Below are 22,890 nucleotides of genomic sequence, written 5' to 3' on the forward strand. Positions count from 1 at the left end.
CTAGTACTCCTGATTTTGTTGTTTTGGTTTGTATTTAAAGATACTTCGAATCCACACGTAGAATACAGGAATAAAGAAGATACCTAAAAGCGTCGAACTGATTACACCACCGAGGACACCGTAACCGACAGAGTGCTGGCTACCCGCACCGGCACCTGAAGCAAGTGCTAGTGGAAGTACACCAAAACCGAAGGCAAGGGTGGTCATGATAATTGGACGTAAACGCATTTTTGCCGCATGCAGGGTCGCATCAAACAACTCTTCGCCCTGTTCCTGCAGCTCTTTGGCGAACTCCACAATCAAGATTGCGTTTTTCGCAGAAAGACCAATTACGGCGATAATCGCTACCTGGAAGTAGATGTTATTCGACAGGTTCGGGTCTTTAAACAGAATCATACCGCCAAAGGTCAATAGTAATGCACCCACGATACCTAGTGGTACAACCAGAAGAACCGAGAATGGAATTGACCAGCTTTCATACAATGCAGCCAGACATAGGAACACGATCAACAGTGAAAGCGCGTACAAGAATGGTGCTTGTGCGCCAGACTCACGTTCTTCCAGAGACAGACCAGTCCATTCATAGTCGAAACCTTGCATGCCCATTTCAGGAAGCTTGGCAATGATTTCTTCCATTGCGCGCATTGCATCACCTGAGCTCACACCCGGTGCTGGTGTACCCTGAATGTTCATCGCAGATACGCCGTTATAGCGTTCCAGACGAGGCGAACCATAGGTCCATTCGCCGGTTGCGAATGCCGAGAACGGAACCATTTCGCCACGGTTGTTACGAACATACCACTGGTTCAGGTCTTCCGGCATCATACGAGAGCTGGCTTCACCCTGAACGTACACTTTTTTCACACGACCACGGTCAAGGAAGTCGTTAATGTACGAACCACCCCACGCCATGCTCATGGTGCTGTTAATTTCAGAAATGCTGACACCTAAAGCACCGGCTTGTGCATGATCGACAATCACACGGTACTGCGGGTTATCTTCCTGACCATTTGGACGGACACCTGCAAGACGTTTGTCTTGTGCAGCCAGACCCAGAACAGTATTACGCGCTGCTAAAAGTTGCTCATGGCTTTGACCACTTGCTGCTTTTAACTGCATGTTAAAGCCGGCAGACACACCCAGTTCAGGCATCGCTGGCAATTGTAACGGCATGATGTAAGACGCATCTTTCACAATCATGTTCAGTGCCATACCACGTTGGATAATTGCACCGACCTGTGATTCTGGTGTGGTACGTTCAGACCAGTCTTTTAGTTTAATAAATGCCAGACCAGCGTTTTGACCTACACCTGTGAATGAGAAACCAGCCACACTGAAGACAGATTGGACATGATCTTTTTCATTTTCCAGGAAGTAACCGGTCATGGTATTGATGACCTTATCGGTACGTTCTAGGGTTGCATTTGGTGGCAACTGTACCAGCGTCATCACGACACCTTGGTCTTCATCAGGTAAGAATGAAGAAGGAAGTTTCTGGAAGATCAGCACAATAATCCCGATCACCACCGCATAGATGATACCGGAGAAAATCTTGTGGTGGGTCATACGATTGACACCGCCCTGATATTTCACAGAAACACGGTCAAAGCTATGGTTAAACCAGCGGAAGAAACGCGCAGCCGGGTTGTTGCTTTGCGGCTTGTTCGGATCATGCTGTTTCAGAATGGTCGCACACAGGGCAGGGGTAAAGGTTAAGGCCACCACCAGAGACAGAACCATTGCTGTGACCAGCGTGATTGAGAACTGGCGATAGATAACCCCTGTAGAACCACCAAAGAATGCCATTGGTACGAATACTGCAGACAGTACAGAGGTAATACCGATCAGCGCACCAGAGATCTGTTTCATCGACTTTGCAGTCGCGCTCACAGGATCAAGATGCTCTTCAGCCATGACACGTTCAACGTTTTCAACCACAACGATCGCATCATCGACTAACAGACCAATTGCAAGAACCATCGCAAACATGGTCAAGGTATTGATCGAGAAGCCGAAGATATTAATGATTGCAAAAGTACCTAATACAACCACTGGAACGGCCATGGTTGGAATAATCGTTGCACGCCAGTTCTGCAAGAACAGGAACATTACGATGAAGACCAGAATGACCGCTTCAATGAGAGTATGAACCACCGATTCAATCGATAACTGAATGAATGGTGTGGTATCAAATGCCAGTGTATCTACCATCCCTTGAGGATAGTTCGGACGTAACTGTTTTAAACGCTCTTCAACTGCTTCAGCGGTATCCAGCGCATTGGCACCAGTTGCAAGTTTAATCGCAACACCGCCAGCTGGTTTACCGTTAAATTTAGAATCAAACTGGTAGTTGTCTGCACCCAGTTCTACACGTGCGACATCGCCCAGACGGACTTGAGCACCTGAAGTGGTATTTTTCAAGAAGATGTTTTCGAACTGTTCAGGTGTTTGCAGCAGACTTTGCGCATTCACCGTCGCATTCAGCACCTGACCTTCAATCTGTGGCGCACCACCTAATTGACCGACAGCCACCTGAGCGTTCTGGGTACGGATTGCCTGAGCCACATCACTTGGAGTCACTTGCAGACTAGCCATTTTGGCTGGATCCAGCCAGATACGCATTGCATAAGAACCACCAAAGACCTGAACTTCACCAACCCCGGCCACACGGCTTAAAGGTTCAGAAATATTTGAGTTCACATAGTCTTTAATGTCATCTGCAGTCAGGCTGCCATCAGGCGAATAGAAAGCTAATACCTGAAGGAAGCTGGCACCAGATTTGGTAACACGTACACCCTGACGTTGTACATCATCAGGCAAAAGTGCAGTCGCTGACTGTAACTTGTTTTGTACCTGTACCTGTGCGATATCAGGATCGACACCCTGTTCAAAGTTTAAGGCGATGGATGCCTGACCGTTACCGGCACTGTTCGAAGAAATATAACGCAAGCCATCCAGACCGTTCATCTGCTGCTCGATGATCTGCGTTACTGTATTTTCTACAGTCGCTGCAGATGCACCCGGATAAGTCGCAGAAATGGTGACTGTCGGTGGCGCGATCGTCGGATATTGAGCAATTGGCATTTTGCTGATGGTCAAAATACCCGCCAGCATAATTACCAATGCAATCACCCATGCAAAAATCGGGCGATGGATAAAGAATTGAGCCATGAACCATTACTCCTTATGCATTTGCAGCAGGTTTTTGTTCAGGTTGTTTCTTTGCATCATCTGCCTTTTTTGCATCTGCTGCAGGTTGCTGTGCAGCTGGTTGAGCAGCACCTTGTGGGGCAGCCGCTTGAGGTTGATAAGGTTTAGGCACCACTTGCTGTTCAGGTTTTACCTTAGCAATACCGTCAACAATCACTTTATCACCCGGATTAAGACCTTCGGTTACGATCCAGTTGCTGCCTTGAGTCCCGACTGTCGTTACTGGACGTGGAGTCACTTTATTATCAGCACCCACCAGCATCGCCATGGCTTGACCAGTAGGCGTACGGGTTAACGCCGCTTGTGGAATCATGAAGGCATTTGGAATTTCACCCTGTACGATTTGCGCTGTGGCAAACATACCTGGCAGAAGTAAATGGTTCTTGTTCGGGAATACTGCACGTAAAGTCACAGTACCTGTTTCAGGGTTCACGCTGGCATCCGAGAATGCAAGACGGCCTTCGACAGGGTAGATGCTGCCATCTTCAAGCTTTAACTTCACTTTGGTGTTGTTTGAGCTGTTGAGGTTGCCTTTGCTTAGCTGTTGACGCAGGCGCAGCAGTTCAGCACTGGATTGGTTGATATCTACATAGATTGGATCTAGACGCTGAATCGTAACCAGTGGTTCTGTCTGATTTGCAGTCACTAACGCACCCGCCGTAATCGAAGAACGGTTAGTTTGACCAGAAATCGGGGCACGTACGGTTGAATAGCCCAGGTTGATTTCAGCATTACGTAAAGTTGCACGGTTTGCATTCAAATCAGCTTCAGCCAGTTTGACCTGTGCTGCAATGTCATCGTATTCCTGTTTAGAAATGGCATTGGTACCGACCAGTTGACGGTAACGGCCTTCTTTAACACGCAATACACCTAGATTCGCTTCAGCACGGGCAATCGCAGCACGAGCATTATCGACAGTAGTACGGTTAGTGCTTGAATCGATTTCATACAGTGCCTGACCTTCACGGACATAGCTACCTTCAGTGAATAAGCGTTTAAGCACCACACCACTAGCCTGTGGACGTACTTCAGAAATCTCAAATGCTGTTGTACGACCTGAGAGCTCTACAGACTGCTCGACACTTTGTGGCTGTGCAACAAGAATACCGACTTCAGTCGGTGGCATTTGCTGCTGAGCACCAGCTTGCTGGCCCTCTTTAGGATCTTTGCTACAACCAACAAGTGCAAGACTTGTTGCTAATGCGCAAGCAGTCAGGGCGGGTGCCCAAAGCTTTGCAGACATCATTGTTCCACCTCAATTGGATTCTTATCTAAATTTTTTTATTTGTGAGCCGTGCAATATCTGATCCAGACCATATACCACAACGAAATCCAAATAAAACTTATACTCCAGCCGGATATGACATCTGAAGGAAAATGTACACCTAGATAAACTCTTGAAATACCCATAATCAGCATCCATGCACCTGCACCCATCCAGATGATGGTATGTCGGGGATGTTGCCGATATATGAATATTGCCAGACAGCCGAGACAGGCTGCATAGACGCTATGGGCACTCGGGAAGGAGCTTCCATAGCTTTCAACCAGATGAAAAGACTCTGCTGGTCGAGGTCGGGCAATACTGAATTTTAAAAGCCAGCCTAGGAGAATTCCTCCGATAATTCCGATACATATAAAAATTACGCTTGCATACTTTTTATACCACAGTAGAAAAATACACCATAGTGTGGATAAAAATAATACAAATGGCATGCCACCTATCACTGATAAGGACTGATTAATTTGATTTAAAAATTCTGTGCGATAGCCGCTAATCCATTCTATTGCAAGCACATCTAACTGGCTTAAAGTTGCAATATCAAGAAATAACACACTGAAAATTAAAAATAAAATTCCGACAATAAGTAACAAGTAATGCATGCCAAAAATCCTTGTCCTTTTAACCGTTATTCAACCGGTTAACTGTCTGCGCTAAAGTGTACTTGCCAGTACACTTTTTTTCAAGAGTGCGTATTTTATGCAAATTCCATTTTTTATTTATGGGATTTTGTACCTAAATGCCCAAATATTCTCGCAATTTTACAGTTTTGTGGATGTATGATTTTCGTCAATTTCAATGGTTTGCTTCGGCGGCCAGAAAAACTCACTTGGGCGAGTAAGAAAGTGGGTCATGACCAGTTTAGCGAGCGGTTTCCATTGTTCGAAACGCACCCGTCGTGCGCGTAATGCCACAATAATGGTCAGGCTAAAACTTACAAAAAGGTTAGTCAGGCCAATCAGCAGAACACCCAAGAAAGAGATAATGATGAGTCCAATATCTGGACCATTGATATTGATCAGTCCTTGGATAAAGTTGGCAGAGGCAAAGGCAATATGACGAATATCTAAAGGCAGACCGAGAATGAAACCGATGGTACCCATACTGCCCAGCATAACCCCAAAAATAAAATTACCCGCCAGTGCACCCAGATTACGTTCAATATAATCGGCAAATCGATGTAAACGTTCTTGTCCCATCAGTTGCGACAGGCGCACATGAGCTCTCAGACGAGGACCAACCTTCCGATACACTGCCATATTATCGAAATAACCGGCTAATAGGCCTGACAGGAACAAACATACTCCAGCCACTGCTGCATGAGGAATTGCCAAAGAAGTAAATGGATTCAGGTCATATAAGGTTTTAGCTGCTTTGGCATGCGTCATTAATGGCTCATGTAGGGCAAACTCCCACATCAGGGCAATCAGTGCTGCAACCGGGATTGCGATTGAAATGTTCCCAAGAATCGCGACAAACTGGGTCCGAATGATATTCACGATCAGTGCAGCCAGTTCAGCAATCTGGGCGGTTTTCGAACCCTTACGCTGTTGTACGGTAGAAGCCAGTGCAGCTGCGGTCATCGCCGGCTGTTTGGTTGCAACGGTAAAGTGCAGCACATGAATGAGCATAAAACCGAGCGAATAGTTCATGCTATAGCTAAAGGCTTGCATTAAAGGTGCCATGGTGACACGCGCCATTAAAACTTTCAGCGAAGCCATAAAAGCAATGATGACACCGGCACCGGCTGCCGATTTGTACATGGCCAGAAAGCCTTGCTTGTCGGTACTTACGTAATGTTCACCAGTCTTACTGGCATTTTCAGTTACCTGCAAAGCCAGGAGTTCACTATTGGTAGTCAGTAAGGCACGTACACTGCGTTCGCTATAAATCGCTTCGGTAATATCTGCGATAAACAGACCAATGGACTGGTAACGCAGGTCATCGTCATCCAGCACCATATTCAGCAGGATTTCAATCCGTTCCAGACACTGTTCCAGCAAGGCCAGCATATAGGTCAGGCTGACACTGACCCCAATCCGTTTGGTAGAGCGGCGAATTTTGGCAACAACATCATGACACTGCTCCAGCATCACCAGGGCTTGCGAGGCATCTGGCGGTGTAATCGCATCCACCAGTTCTACAGTGTTATAGCGTTTTTTATATTCCTGGATAAATTCAATAATCTCACGGTTTTGCACCAGAAAAGGTGATTCATATTCCATGAGCTCAGGCTGGGCATTGATAAATTCAGGATGCAAACCGATCCCACTCACGCGGTAGGACAGAATGGTTAGTGCTTTAATGATCTGATCTTTGATTCGGGTTTTTTCTACCTGATTAGAATGACCCTGATTCACAACAGCAAAAAGTCGCTGCCAATCCGCTTCATCAAAATAATCCAGCCAGTATTTATCGGTGCGTAAATAGAAAATTTTGCGGAACAATTCCTGAAGCTGCAGATGATCTGGAATCACCGGCAGGATATGCGCTCCGATTCGCTGATTCAGCTGGTTCCAGAAACCATCCAAAGAAAGAATCCCGGTATCGGAAAACAGGCTGGCTTGTTTATAACGATTGATAACTCTTAAAGTGAAACTTTGTAAGGTTAAGACTGCATTGGGAGTGAGCAGTAAAGCCCGGATAAATGCATTAAATTTTGTTTCGATTTCTTCTGTATTTCTGCTGTCTTCTGGGCGTATACGTTCTACAAGTTGGATGAGCAGATTCTCATCCAGCACCGCTTGTGGTTGTTCAAGCTGGTGCTGCATGCTTTGAAAAATATCAAGAAAATTAATATGCATAGGCGAGGTAAGCGGCTATTGAATCCGGTGAAGAGCCAGTTTGGCTAGATTAACGAGGGCCTGACGATACTCTGAATCGGGTAGTGCATTCAAGGCTTGAATTGCAATTTCTGTTTCTTCAGTTGCACGCTGGCGGCAATAATCCAAGGCGCCAGAATCATTTACGATCTTGATGACTTCTGCCAAATGATCTGTTCCGCCCGTTGCAATACTGCGACGGATAATTTCATGTGATTCACCTGTAGTATTCTTCATGGCAGCAATCAATGGCAGGGTCGGTTTGCCTTCCATCAGGTCATCACCGATGTTTTTACCTAGGGTTTCAGCATCAGATGTATAGTCCAGAATGTCATCAATAATCTGGAAAGCATTACCGAAGTGACCGGCGAATTTACGTAACGGTTCACGGAACTCAGTCTTGTCGGAAAGAATAGCGGCACCTTCGGTCGCCAGTTCAAACAGGCGAGAAGTCTTGCCATGAATAATGCTCAAATAGGTTTCTTCTGAGGTTTCTGGCTGATGTTGCGATTGCAGTTGCAGAACTTCGCCTTCGGCAATTTCGCAGGTACCCGTAGAGAAGTCTTTGAGCAGGGTCATATTGTTAAGGTCGACCAACAAATCAAAGGCACGCGAAATTAGGAAATCACCCACTAGCACAGCTGTCTGATTGTTCCAGGTGGCATTAGCGGTTGGACGGCCACGGCGTAAGCCTGACTCATCCACAACATCATCATGAACTAGAGTTGCCGTATGCAACATTTCGATAATGGCGGCCAGTTTGCGATGTTGTTCCAGTTCTACGGCACCACAGGCTTTTGCTGCCAACAGGCACATGATGGGGCGCATACGCTTGCCGCCAGCTTCAACCACATGCTTGCTGACCGCCATCACCAGCGCTACTTTTGAGGTAATTCCTTCGTTAATGAATGTGTCCATCGCAGCAAAGTCGTTAGCAACAGGAGCGAGAATATCTTGCTTAAAGTCGATGGCCATGTGAAAGAAAACCTCTAGTTTGGTAAATCGCAGCGGGTAGTTTAACAATTTATAACATGAGTGAAAGCTAAGAAAAGCACAAACTCCACTAAAAATCAGCTTTTTATAGCACTTCTTTGAGTTTAGCCTAAATTTTGACATTTAAAAAATGAACAATATCTTTCCGCTAAAGTTTTTTTCTAAACATTCTCAGGCAGCTGGAAAACTCGGAATTGAGCAGCGTTTTTTGGTCAGTATATCCGGTATTAATCTTTGATTTTGAATGAATAATTTAATGATTTATAGGCTTTGTAATGGAGTTCATGATTATTTCCTTAAAATGGCTTGTTGTTTCTTATAATATCCCTTAAAATCTTTGCCCTTGTATAACCCCCAGTGGCGCGCGTTTTAAGATCGATATATTCCTTTATCGGCACGTCGACACGGGCATGTTTGGAGTACATTATGTACGCAGTAATCCAAAGCGGTGGTAAACAGCACCGTGTAGTTGAGGGTGAAACCCTTAAAGTTGAATTATTGAAAGCTGAAACTGGTTCAACAATTACGTTTGATGACGTACTTATGCTTGTAAACGGTGATAGCATTCAAATCGGTGCTCCAGTTGTAGCTGGCGCTAAAGTAACTGCAGAAGTAGTTAGCCATGGTCGTCACGACAAAATCCGCATCATCAAAATGCGTCGTCGTAAGCACTACCGTAAACAACAAGGTCACCGTCAATGGTTCACTGAGTTGAAAATTACTGGTATCTCAGGCTAATTACTAGGAGTAAATAGACATGGCAACTAAAAAAGCCGGTGGTTCGACTAAGAACGGTCGTGATTCGAATCCTAAGATGTTAGGTGTTAAAGTTTACGGTGGCCAAACTGTAACTGCAGGTAACATCATCGTTCGTCAACGTGGTACTGAATTCCACGCTGGTCAAAACGTAGGTATGGGCCGTGACCATACATTATTTGCTACTGCTGATGGCGTAGTAAAATTCGAAGTGAAAGGTCAATTTGGCCGTCGCTACGTATCTGTTGAAGCATAATTTGCTGAAATAGAAAAAAGACCCACAGTTTCTGTGGGTTTTTTTATGCATGAAGATTTATCGGCTTATAAAGCTGTGACAGCGAATGTAAATATCACTATTGAATCTTCATCATGATGAATAAAAACAGGAATTCTGCATTAATAACAATACAAAACTTCTTATTTTCTATCATCTTAGTTCGAGAAATTGGTTTAATATGAGCCATTAGATAAATAGCAATATGCAAATACAAAAAGGTGAGATTATGAGTATGCTTCGTAAAACTGTATGTGCCATAACAATCGGTACGGCGACACTGGCACCTGTCATGAGCACGACTGTATTTGCCGCAACTGCAGCGACGGAGCAGCAAGCTACTGCGAATCTGGTGAAACAGCTCAGCAATATCCGTAGCTTAACTGCAAATTTTGAACAAACCACTAAAGTCACGAATCCGAAAGCGACCCAGAAAAAAGGCTTAACCGCCCAGCACATGAACCAGACCTTTAAAGGTGTGATGAAGGTGGCGCGTCCAGGTAAATTCTACTGGGAAACTTCTAGTCCATCTAAACAGACCATTGCCACTACAGGTAAAACCGTATGGATCTATGATCCAGACTTGCAGCAAGCAGTGCGTCAGAGTCTAGACGATCAAGTGGCAAATACACCGGCATTATTATTGTCCGGCAATACCAGCCAGATTATGCAATCTTATCGCGTAACTCAGCCGAATAAAGCTAAAACCTATTACACGCTTTATCCGAAAAATACCGATGGGGTGTTTGAAAGCCTGACTATTAGTTTTGGTGCGAACAAAGCGCCTAGCTTGATGATTTTGCAAGATTCCTTAGGCCAGACTACGAATATTAAATTTAGTAATGTAAAACTGAATACCACGATTCCGGCATCTACGTTTAACTTTACTCCGCCAAAGGGCACAGACATTATTGATCAGTAAGCATCAATACACCCTAAATAAAAAAGCAACCTTCGGGTTGCTTTTTTTTGTTCCTGATCGGGATGGATTTGGAGTCATTACAAGGTTAGCGTATATCTGGAAGTTCGGGCGTTTTAGAATAAACAAAAGTTGAGTCAATGAAATTGCAAAATTTTAGGAGCTCAGGATGAAAATGACTTCATGTAAAATAGGCTGGATCGATTGTATCTTATGTCTGAATCTTGGGCTATTTGCCTGTCAGCCTCAAACCTCTTCAGTCACTACATCCGCGCAATCAGAAGACACGGGGCAAATTCAGTCCAAAACAATTCCGGTTAAAGATGCTAATCAGGTCGTGTGTGAAATCGAAGGTTGTGTGCGTTTTGATTTGCAGACTGTAGATACCAATATCAGCTGGATTGATCAGTATTTTATGGAGCGGATCCAGCGTACTGAGCCGGTCGCTTTTAGCAAAGTGACCAGTAATAAAATTAAAGCAAAGGATGAGCCGAAATTTATTGATCAGCGTTCCATTCAGGTGAGTTACCTGAATCAGCATGCTCATCTAGCTACTTTTATCTTCAAAACTACTCATCAGCCTGAACGTGCCCAGTCACAATCTCATAGTGAATATGTCAATCTAGATATAAAACAGAAGAAACGTCTAGCTCTTCATCAGGTTGTGCGCGGTAATACAGATGAAAAACTGAAACAGGCTCTATATCAAGCAAATAAAGACTGGCTAGATCGCTATCAAATCACCCAGCAGAAATTAGCATTGAGCGACAATTATTATTTTGACGGTCAGGGCTTGGTACTGGTTTATCCGGCAGGTGAGTTGAGTAAGCCAATCAGTGACATGGCAGAATTAAAAGTACCTTATACAGCATTAAGCGAGATCATCCGGCCTGAATATTTATCGCTTCTGCCTCAAACAAGCCTTTAAATATTGCGCTAATAAACTCCAGCCGGTAGGTCAGTCACTGTATTTTTTGACGTTAAGAGCTTACACTATAGCCAGTTTTTTTCTTATCCAAAGATTGGCTATGATCGACCCGAAATTACTTAGAAATAATATTGAGGCTGTAAATTTAGCCTTGGCAAAACGTGGTGTTCAACTGAATGTTGAGGAGTGGGCATCATTAGAAGCTCGACGTAAAGAGATTCAATCCAAAACTGAATCCTTGCAAGCTGAGCGTAATGCCGGTGCCAAGCAAGTGGGTCAGATCAAAAAAGCAGGTGGCGATGCCTCTGAAATTATGGCACGCATGTCTGCGATTGGTGATGAAATTAAGGCTGCTGAAGCTGCTCTGGCTGAACTGCAAGCTGAACTGGAAGAAAAATCACTGTCTATTCCAAACCTTCCAGATGAATCTGTACCTGAAGGTAAAGATGAAAATGACAATGTGGAAGTCCTGAAATGGGGTACACCACGCGAATTTGATTTTGAAATCAAAGACCATACTGACTTGGGCGAAATGATGGGCGGTCTGGAATTTGAAACTGCGACCAAACTGACCGGTTCACGTTTCAGCGTTCTGAAAGGTCCTTTAGCGCGTCTGCAACGTGCGATTACCCAGTTTATGCTGGATACGCATACCACTAAAAATGGCTATACCGAAGCCTATGTTCCTTATTTGGTGAATGCAGATTCTCTACGTGGTACTGGTCAATTACCAAAATTTGAAGAAGACCTGTTCAAGCTGCAAGGTGAGAAAGAATTCTACCTGATCCCTACGGCTGAAGTGCCTGTAACCAACTTCGTGCGTGATGAAATCATTGATGCTGACCGTCTGCCACTAAAATATGCAGCACATACCCCATGTTTCCGTAGTGAAGCTGGCTCTTATGGCCGTGATACCCGTGGTTTGATCCGTCAGCACCAGTTTGACAAAGTTGAGATGGTGCAGATTGTAAAACCTGAAGACTCTATGCAGGCACTGGAAGAGTTGACTGGTCATGCAGAAGGTATTTTGCAGGCATTAGGTCTGCCATACCGTAAAATCATTCTGTGTGGTGGTGATATGGGCTTTGGTGCATGCAAAACCTATGACCTTGAAGTCTGGGTGCCAAGTCAAAATACGTATCGTGAAATTTCATCTTGCTCAAATATGTGGGACTTTCAGGCACGCCGTATGAAAGCGCGTTACCGTGCTGACCAGAAAAAAACTGAATTCGTGCATACGTTGAATGGTTCAGGCCTGGCTGTAGGTCGTACTTTACTGGCGGTCATGGAAAACTATCAACGTGCTGATGGTTCAATTGAGATCCCTGAAGTACTGCGTCCGTATATGGGTGGTGCAACTTATATCGACTAAATGTCGGTGTATGCACCAAAATGTGCATGAAAATTGCTTAGACAGTCAGATTTAAAACTTTTTGAGGCATTTTGTGGATATCTTTCCAATCTCGTTAAAGTTGCAACAGCAACCTTGTCTGATTGTCGGTGGTGGACATATTGCATACCGTAAAGCGGTATTGCTACAGAAAGCAGGGGCAGTCATTTCGGTGGTTGCCCCTGAGATCGAAGCGAGTCTGCTTGAGATTGTTCAAGCGACCGCCGGTCAATATGTTCAGGCACCTTTCAATTCTGAAATTCCTCTACGTTCCTACCGTCTGGTGATTGCAGCGACCAATGATGCTCGAGTCAACCGTCAGGTGTTTGAAGACTGTGAAGCTGAAAATGTGCTGGTCAACAGTGTTGATGATCCACCACATTGCCGTTTCATGGTACCAGCGATTATCGACCGCTCACCACTGATTATTTCAGTCGCGAGTAACGGTACTTCACCGGTATTGTCCCGTCAGATCCGTACTCAGCTTGAAGCTACCATTCCGCATGGTATGGGTAAACTGGCTGAGTTCTCTGGTAAGTGGCGTAGTGCAGTTAAAGCCAAGATCACTAATCCCGATGAACGCCGTATCTTCTGGGAAGATTTATATGCCAGTCCTTTGAAAGAACAGGTATTTAATGACAATCTGGCTGAAGCTGACCGTCTGATTGAACAAGCTTTAAATGAATGGCAAAAGCCAAAAGGTGAGGTTTATCTGGTCGGTGCTGGACCGGGTGATCCAGAGTTATTGACGCTAAAAGCCTTACGTTTGATGCAACAAGCCGATGTGGTGATCTATGACCGTTTGGTCTCTGCACCAATCATGGATCTCTGTCGCCGTGATGCAGAGAAGATCTATGTCGGTAAGGCGCGGTCTAATCATGCAGTGCCACAAGAAGGAATTAATGCCTTACTGGTGAAATATGCCAGCGAAGGCAAGCGCGTTTGTCGTCTAAAAGGCGGTGATCCGTTTATCTTTGGCCGTGGCGGTGAAGAGATTGAAGAGCTGTTTGCTGCTGGCGTGGCCTTTCAGGTCGTGCCTGGCATTACTGCAGCTTCAGGCTGTTCAGCTTATGCTGGTATTCCGCTCACTCATCGTGATTATGCGCAAAGCGTGCGCTTCCTGACAGGTCATTTAAAAGAAGGTTCACCAGAGCTGCCTTGGAATGAACTGGTCTATGAAAACCAGACCTTAGTACTGTATATGGGACTGGTTGGACTGGAAAAAATCTGTGCACAATTGATTGAGCATGGTCAGCGTCCAGATATGCCAGTAGCCCTAGTCTCAAAAGGCACCACACCAGAGCAAAAAGTCGTGGTGGGAACGCTCCAAGATATTGCATCGAAAGTGAATGAGCACCATATTCAGGCACCAACCTTGACCATTATTGGTGAAGTGGTGCGTTTACGTGAAAAATTGAAGTGGTCCTAAACGGCCATTGGACTCCCAAAAGTAGAGAAAAGCTGTGATCCATGTTGTTTTATATGAACCTGAAATTCCTGCCAATACAGGTAATATTATTCGCCTATGCGCAAATACGGGAGCACAGTTACATTTGGTCAAGCCACTTGGCTTTGAACTGGATGATAAAAAACTAAGACGTGCCGGTCTCGATTATCATGAATATGCCAATATGCAGATTTGGGAAAATATTGATGACTGTCTGGCCGATCTGGCTACTAAGGGCGTAGGTGTAGATGCAGTTTATCCGCTGACCACCAAAGGTTTTGAAACCCCGCATACCTCAGATCTAAATCGTTCTGTAGCCTTGTTGATGGGACCAGAAACTCGTGGCTTGCCAGAAAATGTCCGTATGATGTTCCCGAAAGAGCATTGGATTCGTCTGCCAATGGCAGAGAATTCACGCAGCTTAAACTTGTCTAATGCGACTGCTGTGATTGTCTATGAAGCATGGCGTCAGCAGGATTTTAAACCGCTTTAAGTTCATCGTACCGATTTAAAAAGCTGCCTAAGGGCAGCTTTTTTATTTTATGTAACAGATGCAGGTACATATTTGTTCTTTCAGGTAATCTAGCAGATAAGCTCTTGAGAATGTAGAAAAAAGGAACAAGATGTGAAAATAGGATGGATTCTAGCAGGCTGTAGTACGTTGTTGCTGGCCAGCATGATGACACAGGCTCAAGAAGCGCCACAGCAATTAGTATCATTACAAGATACAGTTCAGCCCATTACTCAGGAAGAAATCCGCCAAGGGCTGGCAGCGATGCAACAGCGCTTGAATAGCCGCATTGAGCAGTGGGGTAAAACCCTTAGCCGTGATGATTTCGAGTGGACTTGGCGTGGACGTCAGATGAAACCTGCCAAACGTCAGGAAGTTTGCGATATTTTTCAGGGCGTGGTGAATGAAATGTATCAAATGGCAGTGAAAAACAAGGCTCGACTCAGTCCGGAAGATCAGAAACTATTATCCAATCGTGATCTGTTTATTGAAAAACTGGGCTTTCAGAATAACCGGGTAAATACCCAGATGGGTTTTGATTGTCGCCTACAATAAGCTCAGTCTATTATCCAAGAAAATAAAAAAAGGCGCATAAAGCGCCTTTTTAGGTATGAACAATATCGATTATTCAAACTCGTTATGTTGTGGAGCAGGGTGCTTAAAGCCCTTGGTTTTATAACCGAGGTACAAAATACCGAACATCGCCCACCATAAACCGTATTTCAGTGCAGTTTCTTCAATTTCCAACCACATCGCAAAGATACTGATAAAACCAAGCATCGGGATGACCACAAAGCTGAAAATATCTTTCGCAGTTTTAGTACGGCCATCACGCAGTGCATAACGTGAAATTACTGAAAGGTTCACGAATGTAAACGCAGTCAAGGCACCGAAGCTGATCATCGAAATCACGATATCCAGATCCATGAAGCCAGCAGTTAAGGCCACTGCACCTACAATCAGAATGTTGTAGTTTGGCGTATAGCTTTTCGGACTGATATGACCAAAGATTTTCTTGTTGATCACGCCATCACGACCCATGACATACATCAGACGAGATACACCTGCATGAGCAGAGATACCAGACGCCATTACGGTAATGATCGCAAAAGTCAGAACATAAGACTGGAACAGTGAGCCGCCTACAAGAAGCAGAATTTCTGGCTGAGTTTCAGCAATATTCTTGAAGTAAGAACCCGGTGTAGAAGGGAAGTACAGCTGCATGAAATAAGTGCTGATAATGAAAATCACACCAGCGATTAAAGCAGTCAAGAAAATCGCTTTAGGCAAGGTGTTTTCAGTATCTTTGGTTTCTTCTGCCAGAGAGCTTAAAGAGTCAAAACCGGTGAATGAGAAGCACAGTAAGGTCGCACCAGTAATCAGGGCGCCTACCGAAGTCAGTTCATTCCAGAACGGTTCAAGACTCCAAAGCTGGTAACGCTGTTCAGCTGTAATCGGACCATCAGCATTGAAACCGGCCTGCAGTTTGGTAAAGACCATCCAGGTAAAGATACCGATCACCAGTAACTGTACCAGTACGATCAAACTGTTAAAGTTTGCCACGAAGCGTGCACCGCGCAGGTTTACCCCGGTCATGAAGGCAGTCAGCACGATTACCCAGACCCAGTGGTTCACATCAGGAAACAGTGCTTCAAGATAGATCACTGCCAGGATGATGTTCACCATTGGTGATAACAGATAATCCAGCCAGGAAGACCAGCCCACCATGAAGCCAATATTCGGGTGAATCGATTTTTGGGCATAGGTATAGGCCGAACCCGAAGAAGGGTAGCGGCGAATCATGTGACCATAGCTGATCGATGTAAACAAAATTGCAATTAGGGCAATGATGTAAGAAGTAGGAACATGCAAATGACTTTCTTCAGATACCAAACCAAAAGTATCAAATAAGGTCATTGGTTGAATGTAAGCTAAACCAATAATAATGATGTGCCAGAGCCCTAGCGTTTTTTGCAGTTTAGCTGCCGATTGAGTCCCAGAGAAATTTGTCAACGGCGTTATCCTCTTAATCGTTGATCAAGGATCAGTCATATTTAATAAGGATCGTTTGAGACGAACGATCCCCCCTACAATTTTCTATAAAAGCGCGCCAATCTACTTTAAAATTACGGCTTTTACTAGCTATTTTTTGAATTTAGGCCTGCACGAAATGTGCCATTCGAAGCAAAAAACGGCGATTTCCTGCAAGATAAAAGCCCGATGTCTAAAAAAACATCAGGCTTAAATTTTTCGCTATATTGGCTTATTTTTCAGTAATTACCAAGCCTTTTTTAAGATAGATTTCAAATCTTCCAAACTGGCTTCTTTTGGGTTGTAAATGATGGAACCATCATTTAATGCTTTTTCAGCAACTTCATCCAGCTGTGCTTCAGAAATCTTACCTGTTTCACTTAATGTGCGCGGTAATTTGGTCAAGCTATAGATTCGATCACGCATGGTTAAAATTGTAGCAATGGTCTTGTCTGCACGTAAGTGTGCTGGTGTTTGTGCATAGATGTCTGCACCCGCCAATGGCAGCAGCAGCTCGGCAATCTTGTCGCCATTCACTTCCTTGTTGTATTCCAGTACATAAGGCAGGAACAGATTCATACATAGGCCATGCGGCAAATGCGCGACTGCACCTAGAGCATGTCCAAGGGAGTGCACCAGACCCACCATTGAATTGGAGAAGGCAATTCCGGCCATGGTAGAGGCCTGAGCCAGCTCCAGACGACCTTGGGCATCAGTTGGGTTGTCGAGTACGTTAAACAGGTTGGCACTGACCTTTTTCACGGCAGCTGTGGCATAAGCATCTGAAATTGGATTGGCTGCCATACAGGTGTAGGCTTCTACAGCATGTGTCATCGCATCCATGGCTGTCATGGCAGTCAGATGCGGTGGCAGGGTCTGAGTCATACGTGGATCCAGAATCGCTGCATGCGGCATCAGATAATAAGATGCGAATGGCATTTTCACATTCTTTTCGGTATCCGATACCACAGCAACCATGGTCACTTCAGAACCGGTACCAGAAGTCGTAGGAATTACGAAAAATGGCTTCAGCGGTTTAGGCAGGTTATGCGCACCAAAATATTTGAGTAAGTCGTCACCACCTTCAGAGACCAAAATATTGGTCGCTTTTGAGGTATCAATCACTGAACCGCCGCCAACAGCAATAATGGCATCGCAATCATGATCACGATAAAGCTGTGCTGCGCTGCGCACTGTACCTAAACTGGAATCTGGCGGTACATCATCGAAAATCGCTGCAATTTTGGCATCGGTCGATTCAAAAGCAGCTTCAATCGGCGCCAGCAGGTTATTGGCACGTACACCTTTATCGGTAATGATCAGTGGACGTTTGGCACCTAAAGTGGCCAATTCAAAAGGAATGTGTTCTAACGCGGCATGACCAGCAATTACTTTGACTGGGCAGAAAAATTCATAATAAGGTTTTGCCATGTTATACACTCCGTTTCAAATAAGATTGAGCGACTTTTAAGTAGATGCTGCTCGCTTCCATGATTTTATCTTTGAGTCCCAGATTATTCGGGTATTCTTTTACTGCCAGTTGCGCCACCATTTTCGGCAAGATCAGCGCTTCCATTTTGTTCAGGCAACGTACCAGACGGATCGCATAGGAAATATCACCATCGGCAATCATGCGGTCATTGGCAAAGGCCTGAGACGTGCTTTCCTGAAAGGAAAACACCAGAAAGGCATGATGCAGATGCTTAAAGGTAATGGTCAGGTCTGGCTTGATATTGCTTTCTTTGACCAGTTCCAGCTGATGTTGTTCCGTGACCCGGGCAACGAAGGCCGGGCCATGTGGAAAAACATTCATTGAAAGCCTAAAATTGGCGGGAAACTGGGCAACTTCCTGTTTGATTTCTGGGTCTACCTGACTTGCCATGACCAGGCCACGGCCAATGATATCCATCATCAGTTTGACATAGGCAAGCTGCAAAGCGGGTTTTACGGATTTTGTCGCAATCACGTGATGATCCCTATCTTGATATTATTGGTTTAGAGTAATTACTCTAATTTATTTATTGTTAAAATGCAAAGGCTTTATCTTTGCTCGACGTTCACCTGCTTAAAGTAACCGCTGCTGCTTAAAGTTTCAATAATTTCAACACACAAGTCATTAAACTTTGGCGGGTTGCTGACGAGGTCATTAATTCGCACCATTTCCAGGCCTGCATAGCCGCACGGGTTGATGGTATGGAAACCAGTCAGGTCGCAATCAATATTTAAAGATAAGCCATGATAGCTACGGCCTTTACGGATTTTAAAGCCGAGAGAACCAATTTTACGTTCATTCACATAGACGCCCGGAGCATCGGGTTTGGCATAGGCTTCAATCTCATGCTTTTTAAGTAGTTCAATCATCAGGTTTTCGGCATAAGACACCAATGTACGGACATTCCAGCCCAGACGGTTCAGGTCAAACATAAAGTATGCGACGAGCTGACCAGGACCATGCCAGGTGACTTGACCACCACGGTCGGTTTGAATGACAGGAATATCAGTTGGAATCAGGATATGTTCCGGTTTACCGGCCTGACCTTGGGTCAGTACATCATGGTGCTGCAAAATCCATAACTCATCAGGCGTATTTTCATCACGGTTTTCCGTGAAGCTTTTCATTTCCAGAAAACGGTCTTCGTAGGGAGTCAGGTTATTATATTGACGGATAATCAGGGAGGGTTTTTGAACCGCAGCTGTCACAGTGTGCGTCCTTAGAAAATTAGATCATACTGCAAATAATTATAATGATTTCAGCAATAGATAGGGGAGAGATTCGTAGTAATTGTTGGTGAGCTAGTCACACACATAAAAAACACGCCCGAAAGCGTGTTTTTTAATTTGCCAAGGTTGGAGCAGAATAATCTTAAAGTGCAGTCTTGATTAGTGGGCAAGCTGCAAGATCAGCATATACGGCATGCACCTGTTCCAGTTCAAGGAAGCGTAGCTGAGCAGTGATCGAATGATATTTACCAGTACGGGATGGAGTGATGCTTACGCTATCGCCATCAAAGTCAGGAAAATGTTTGGTGAAAATCTCAACGACCGCATTCAGCAGTTCTTCACCTGCAAGGCCAATGAGTTTGATTGGGTAATCCATTGGAAAAACCCAAAGATCTTCGCGGAGTTCACGAGATGGTGTGCGGTCTAACATGTAGTCCCCCTATTCGAAACGCCTGCATAGCGCAGGCGTTTGGGTGTATTGCAATACAAAATGGAGACGAGAGATGAAATTTCAAGTCTCCAAAATTGTATTAAATCTTAATCATTTTCCAGGAATGAACGCAGGTGTTCAGAACGGGAAGGGTGACGTAACTTACGCAGTGCTTTCGCTTCAATCTGACGGATACGTTCACGGGTTACGTCGAACTGTTTGCCGACTTCTTCTAAAGTATGATCCGTTGGCATGTCGATACCGAAACGCATTTTCAGGACTTTCGCTTCACGTTCAGTCAGGTTTTCCAGTACTTCGCGAGTCGCTTCTTTCAGGCCTTCTGAAGTAGCAGCATCCACTGGTGAAGTGATGTTGCTGTCTTCAATGAAGTCACCCAAATGCGAATCTTCATCATCACCGATCGGTGTTTCCATCGAAATCGGTTCTTTAGCGATTTTCAGTACTTTACGAACCTTCACTTCGTCCATTTCCAGACGTTCGCCCAGTTCTTCCGGTGTCGGTTCACGGCCCATTTCCTGAAGCAATTGACGAGATACACGATTGATCTTGTTAATCGTTTCAATCATATGCACTGGAATACGAATGGTACGTGCCTGATCCGCGATTGAACGGGTGATCGCCTGACGAATCCACCAGGTGGCATAAGTCGAGAACTTGTAACCACGACGGTATTCAAACTTGTCTACCGCTTTCATCAGACCGATGTTACCTTCCTGAATCAGATCTAGGAACTGCAGACCACGGTTGGTATATTTCTTCGCGATCGAAATCACCAGACGTAAGTTTGCTTCAACCATCTCTTTCTTGGCACGACGCGCTTTCGCTTCACCGACTGCCATACGTTTGGCAATGTCTTTGATGTCACGAACTTTAAGATCAAGATCTTTTTCGATATCTGCAATTTTTTGCTGGAAGGCCAATACGTCAGGACGTACTTTTTCCAGATAAGCTTTCTGATCAGCAGTCGCTTTCGCAATTTGCTCATCTAACCAGGCTGGATTCGATTCCTGACCCGGGAAAGTAGTACGGAACTGGGTACGGTCCATACGGCCACGACGGACGGCATAACGCATCACTTCACGTTCTGCACCACGGATCTGGTCATGTGTACCACGAATCATTTCAGAAATGATATCGAACAAACGCGGCGTGAACTTGAACATCATGAACACAGTTGCAAGCGCTTGAAGTGCTTCTTCTGCTTCTTTGCTGTTACGGCCGTGTTTTTCCAGTACCGCTTTGGTATTTTTCCAGGCATCTGAAAGTTCGGCAAAACGAACTTTGGCAATTTCTGGATCTGGGCCTGAGTCACCTTCAGAATCGTCATCGCTATCAGACTCTTCATCTTCCTCGTCATCATCCAGTTTTACATCTTTGGTTGACTTGGTCGTTGCTTCTTCATCTTCTTCGATTTCAGCGACTTCTTCCAGCACTTCTGGAATTTCTTCATCTGATTCAGGGTCTAAATAACCTGACAGAATGTCAGCAAGGCGGCGTTCGCCAGCTTCATAATCTTTGTATTCTTGTAGTACAACTTCTACAGCATTCGGCCAGTAAGCAATAGAGTGAAGAACGTCTCGGATACCTTCTTCAATGCGTTTTGCAATGCTAATTTCGCCTTCACGCGTTAAAAGTTCAACGGTACCCATTTCACGCATGTACATACGTACAGGGTCAGTCGTACGACCTGGTTCGTTTTCTACAGATGCAAGTACAGCCGCAGCTTCTTCTTCTGCAACTTCATCAGCAGCTTCTGCAGTATCCTCGAACATTGCATCATCAGATTCAGGCGCACGATCATGGACAGGAATACCCACATCATTCAGCATTTGAATGATATCTTCAATCTGTTCGCTTTCTGTGATGGAGTCCGGGAGATGATCGTTAACCTCAGCGAAGGTTAAGTAACCTTGTTCTTTGCCTCGGCTAATCAGAGCCGCTACTTGAGAAGTAGGGGAAGTCATATCGCTCATCTTTGCTTACTCTTCGTTGAATCTGTGGCAGTGAAAAACCGTGCATGATAGCACAATTCACCTGAAATAGTTTTGGAATTGATCAGTCAAGCATGATTTTATAAATATGTTTGAATAACAATTGAATATCGATATTGGGTCTAAGTTTATCTTTTCAAGTGTATTTCCCAATCTAATTTTAGAAACGTCCCTCATCCATGGGATAAAAAGCGTTCACTATCTAACCAGCTAATAAATACACAATTATGCTGTAGAAAAACAAGAGCTAACTAGTATAAACATACAAAATATATAAATAAAACTTGACAAGTTTTTAAAGGCAAGATAAATAGCGCCTAGACCCATTTACATTTTTCACTACGAGGTAGTTTTAGTGTCTTCGACAGATTTTGAACTAGATGATAGCTACGGTGATGATGATGTTAATTTCGATGAGGCATCGAGTAAGCTAAGTGCGAAAGAGTCGTTGGAAAAACGTCGTTTAATTGATGATCTGCTCTCGCAACGCCGTCTGGAACGCGAACTCAAAGATTTTGATTATGACTTCGACGATGATGACGACTTTGACGACGAAGATTAACGAATTCAGATTTAGCATAGCCTGAATAAATGCTATGCTAATCCTTTCGGTTTTCTAAGTTTGGATGTTAAATGAGTGCTTTAGATTTAGACCTGTTGAGTGAATATCTGGACGGCGACCAAAATGAGTATGGTCTGGATTTTGCGGCAACTCATGGTTTCTTATGTGCTATCGCAGTAGGCCCGCAATTTGACAAATGGATGGATGAACTTTTTGAAGGCAACCAGAAAAAAGTGCCTGCAGAAATCATCAATCAGGTTAAAGCATGGTTAGAGTCAATCCGTCAAAGCTTGGCCAATGAAGAAGGGATCACTTTCCCATTTGAAATTGAAGAAGCAGATACCGAATCAAGTCTAGGTGACTGGAGTGTGGGCTTTGTAGATGCCATGTTCCTGAACGAAGAAGCCTGGTTTACAGAAGAATTTGAAGAACAGTTGGTCGATTTAACGCTGCCAATTATGGTATTCAGTGGCATCGATGAAGAAGATCCGCAAATGGAATCTTTCCGTCGCAATGGTCAGTTAATGGATGAGCTTGCAGAAGAGATTCCAGAAAACTTGAATGAATTATATCTGATGTACCACACACCAGAATAAGTCATG

Annotated in this window: 21 protein-coding genes; 10 read left to right on the plus strand and 11 right to left on the minus strand. The window is 44.5% G+C overall.

Annotated elements, in window-relative coordinates; all coding sequences use genetic code 11:
• The 5 genes from FTV18_RS03775 to sdsA form a co-directional block, all read right to left on the minus strand.
• The gene (locus FTV18_RS03775; protein ID WP_159123402.1) at positions 1-3,171 is read right to left on the minus strand and encodes an efflux RND transporter permease subunit; all 3,171 of its coding nucleotides are present in this window, start codon (positions 3,169-3,171) and stop codon (positions 1-3) included.
• 13 nt (positions 3,172-3,184) lie between these two features.
• Positions 3,185-4,456 (minus strand): efflux RND transporter periplasmic adaptor subunit, encoded by a 1,272-nt coding sequence (locus FTV18_RS03780; RefSeq protein ID WP_179992619.1) that lies wholly within the window; start codon positions 4,454-4,456, stop codon positions 3,185-3,187.
• 35 nt (positions 4,457-4,491) lie between these two features.
• Positions 4,492-5,094 (minus strand): phosphatase PAP2 family protein, encoded by a 603-nt coding sequence (locus FTV18_RS03785; RefSeq protein WP_159123404.1) that lies wholly within the window; start codon positions 5,092-5,094, stop codon positions 4,492-4,494.
• Positions 5,095-5,253: 159 nt separating this feature from the next.
• Positions 5,254-7,296, minus strand: coding sequence for a site-specific recombinase (locus FTV18_RS03790; protein ID WP_159123405.1), 2,043 nt, complete (start codon positions 7,294-7,296; stop codon positions 5,254-5,256).
• Positions 7,297-7,311: 15 nt separating this feature from the next.
• Complete coding sequence (sdsA, locus tag FTV18_RS03795; protein WP_004784900.1) at positions 7,312-8,289, minus strand: All-trans-nonaprenyl-diphosphate synthase; 978 nt, start codon at positions 8,287-8,289, stop codon at positions 7,312-7,314.
• 444 nt (positions 8,290-8,733) lie between these two features.
• Here sdsA and rplU point away from each other — a divergent pair, with 444 nt between their 5' ends.
• The 8 genes from rplU to FTV18_RS03835 all read left to right on the plus strand — a co-directional run bounded on the left by rplU (position 8,734) and on the right by FTV18_RS03835 (position 15,087).
• Complete coding sequence (gene rplU / locus FTV18_RS03800; protein ID WP_004784898.1) at positions 8,734-9,045, plus strand: 50S ribosomal protein L21; 312 nt, start codon at positions 8,734-8,736, stop codon at positions 9,043-9,045.
• Positions 9,046-9,064: 19 nt separating this feature from the next.
• Complete coding sequence (gene rpmA / locus FTV18_RS03805; protein WP_004784896.1) at positions 9,065-9,319, plus strand: 50S ribosomal protein L27; 255 nt, start codon at positions 9,065-9,067, stop codon at positions 9,317-9,319.
• A 247-nt stretch (positions 9,320-9,566) separates the two neighbouring features.
• The gene (gene lolA / locus FTV18_RS03810; RefSeq protein ID WP_004784895.1) at positions 9,567-10,259 is read left to right on the plus strand and encodes an outer membrane lipoprotein chaperone LolA; all 693 of its coding nucleotides are present in this window, start codon (positions 9,567-9,569) and stop codon (positions 10,257-10,259) included.
• A gap of 166 nt (positions 10,260-10,425) precedes the next feature.
• The gene (locus FTV18_RS03815; RefSeq protein WP_166137863.1) at positions 10,426-11,184 is read left to right on the plus strand and encodes a DUF3298 domain-containing protein; all 759 of its coding nucleotides are present in this window, start codon (positions 10,426-10,428) and stop codon (positions 11,182-11,184) included.
• Positions 11,185-11,284: 100 nt separating this feature from the next.
• Positions 11,285-12,556, plus strand: coding sequence for a serine--tRNA ligase (gene serS / locus FTV18_RS03820; protein ID WP_005236894.1), 1,272 nt, complete (start codon positions 11,285-11,287; stop codon positions 12,554-12,556).
• A 73-nt stretch (positions 12,557-12,629) separates the two neighbouring features.
• Positions 12,630-14,003, plus strand: coding sequence for a siroheme synthase CysG (gene cysG / locus FTV18_RS03825; RefSeq protein ID WP_166137861.1), 1,374 nt, complete (start codon positions 12,630-12,632; stop codon positions 14,001-14,003).
• Positions 14,004-14,037: 34 nt separating this feature from the next.
• Positions 14,038-14,514: a tRNA (cytidine(34)-2'-O)-methyltransferase gene (locus tag FTV18_RS03830; RefSeq protein ID WP_166137859.1), complete on the plus strand. Its 477-nt coding sequence runs from the start codon at positions 14,038-14,040 to the stop codon at positions 14,512-14,514.
• A gap of 183 nt (positions 14,515-14,697) precedes the next feature.
• Entirely contained in the window at positions 14,698-15,087 is a 390-nt protein-coding gene (locus FTV18_RS03835; RefSeq protein WP_171521858.1) for a hypothetical protein, read from the plus strand.
• Between the two features lie 69 nt (positions 15,088-15,156).
• Here the strand turns inward: FTV18_RS03835 and FTV18_RS03840 are convergent, their stop codons facing one another.
• The 6 genes from FTV18_RS03840 to rpoD form a co-directional block, all read right to left on the minus strand.
• Positions 15,157-16,545, minus strand: a complete 1,389-nt coding sequence (locus tag FTV18_RS03840) for an APC family permease (protein WP_004784881.1) — start codon at positions 16,543-16,545, stop codon at positions 15,157-15,159.
• Positions 16,546-16,809: 264 nt separating this feature from the next.
• Positions 16,810-17,994, minus strand: coding sequence for an iron-containing alcohol dehydrogenase (locus tag FTV18_RS03845; RefSeq protein WP_180016895.1), 1,185 nt, complete (start codon positions 17,992-17,994; stop codon positions 16,810-16,812).
• Position 17,995: 1 nt separating this feature from the next.
• A complete protein-coding gene (locus FTV18_RS03850; RefSeq protein WP_159123447.1) occupies positions 17,996-18,529 on the minus strand; it encodes a hypothetical protein in 534 nt (177 codons plus the stop codon).
• Positions 18,530-18,603: 74 nt separating this feature from the next.
• Positions 18,604-19,263 (minus strand): lipoyl(octanoyl) transferase LipB, encoded by a 660-nt coding sequence (gene lipB / locus FTV18_RS03855; protein ID WP_159123448.1) that lies wholly within the window; start codon positions 19,261-19,263, stop codon positions 18,604-18,606.
• 163 nt (positions 19,264-19,426) lie between these two features.
• The gene (locus tag FTV18_RS03860; RefSeq protein ID WP_004784874.1) at positions 19,427-19,714 is read right to left on the minus strand and encodes a YbeD family protein; all 288 of its coding nucleotides are present in this window, start codon (positions 19,712-19,714) and stop codon (positions 19,427-19,429) included.
• A 107-nt stretch (positions 19,715-19,821) separates the two neighbouring features.
• Positions 19,822-21,708 carry an RNA polymerase sigma factor RpoD gene (gene rpoD, locus FTV18_RS03865; RefSeq protein ID WP_004784872.1) on the minus strand — a complete coding sequence of 629 codons (1,887 nt, stop codon included), beginning with the start codon at positions 21,706-21,708 and terminating at the stop codon, positions 19,822-19,824.
• A gap of 373 nt (positions 21,709-22,081) precedes the next feature.
• On the opposite strand from rpoD, the gene FTV18_RS03870 reads away from it, so the two are divergent.
• Positions 22,082-22,288 (plus strand): PA3496 family putative envelope integrity protein, encoded by a 207-nt coding sequence (locus tag FTV18_RS03870; protein WP_004784869.1) that lies wholly within the window; start codon positions 22,082-22,084, stop codon positions 22,286-22,288.
• 71 nt (positions 22,289-22,359) lie between these two features.
• Positions 22,360-22,884, plus strand: coding sequence for a YecA family protein (locus FTV18_RS03875; RefSeq protein WP_004784868.1), 525 nt, complete (start codon positions 22,360-22,362; stop codon positions 22,882-22,884).
• Positions 22,885-22,890: the final 6 nt, after the last annotated feature.

The organism is Acinetobacter sp. YH12241, assembly GCF_013417535.1.
In the GTDB taxonomy this organism is placed as follows: domain Bacteria; phylum Pseudomonadota; class Gammaproteobacteria; order Pseudomonadales; family Moraxellaceae; genus Acinetobacter.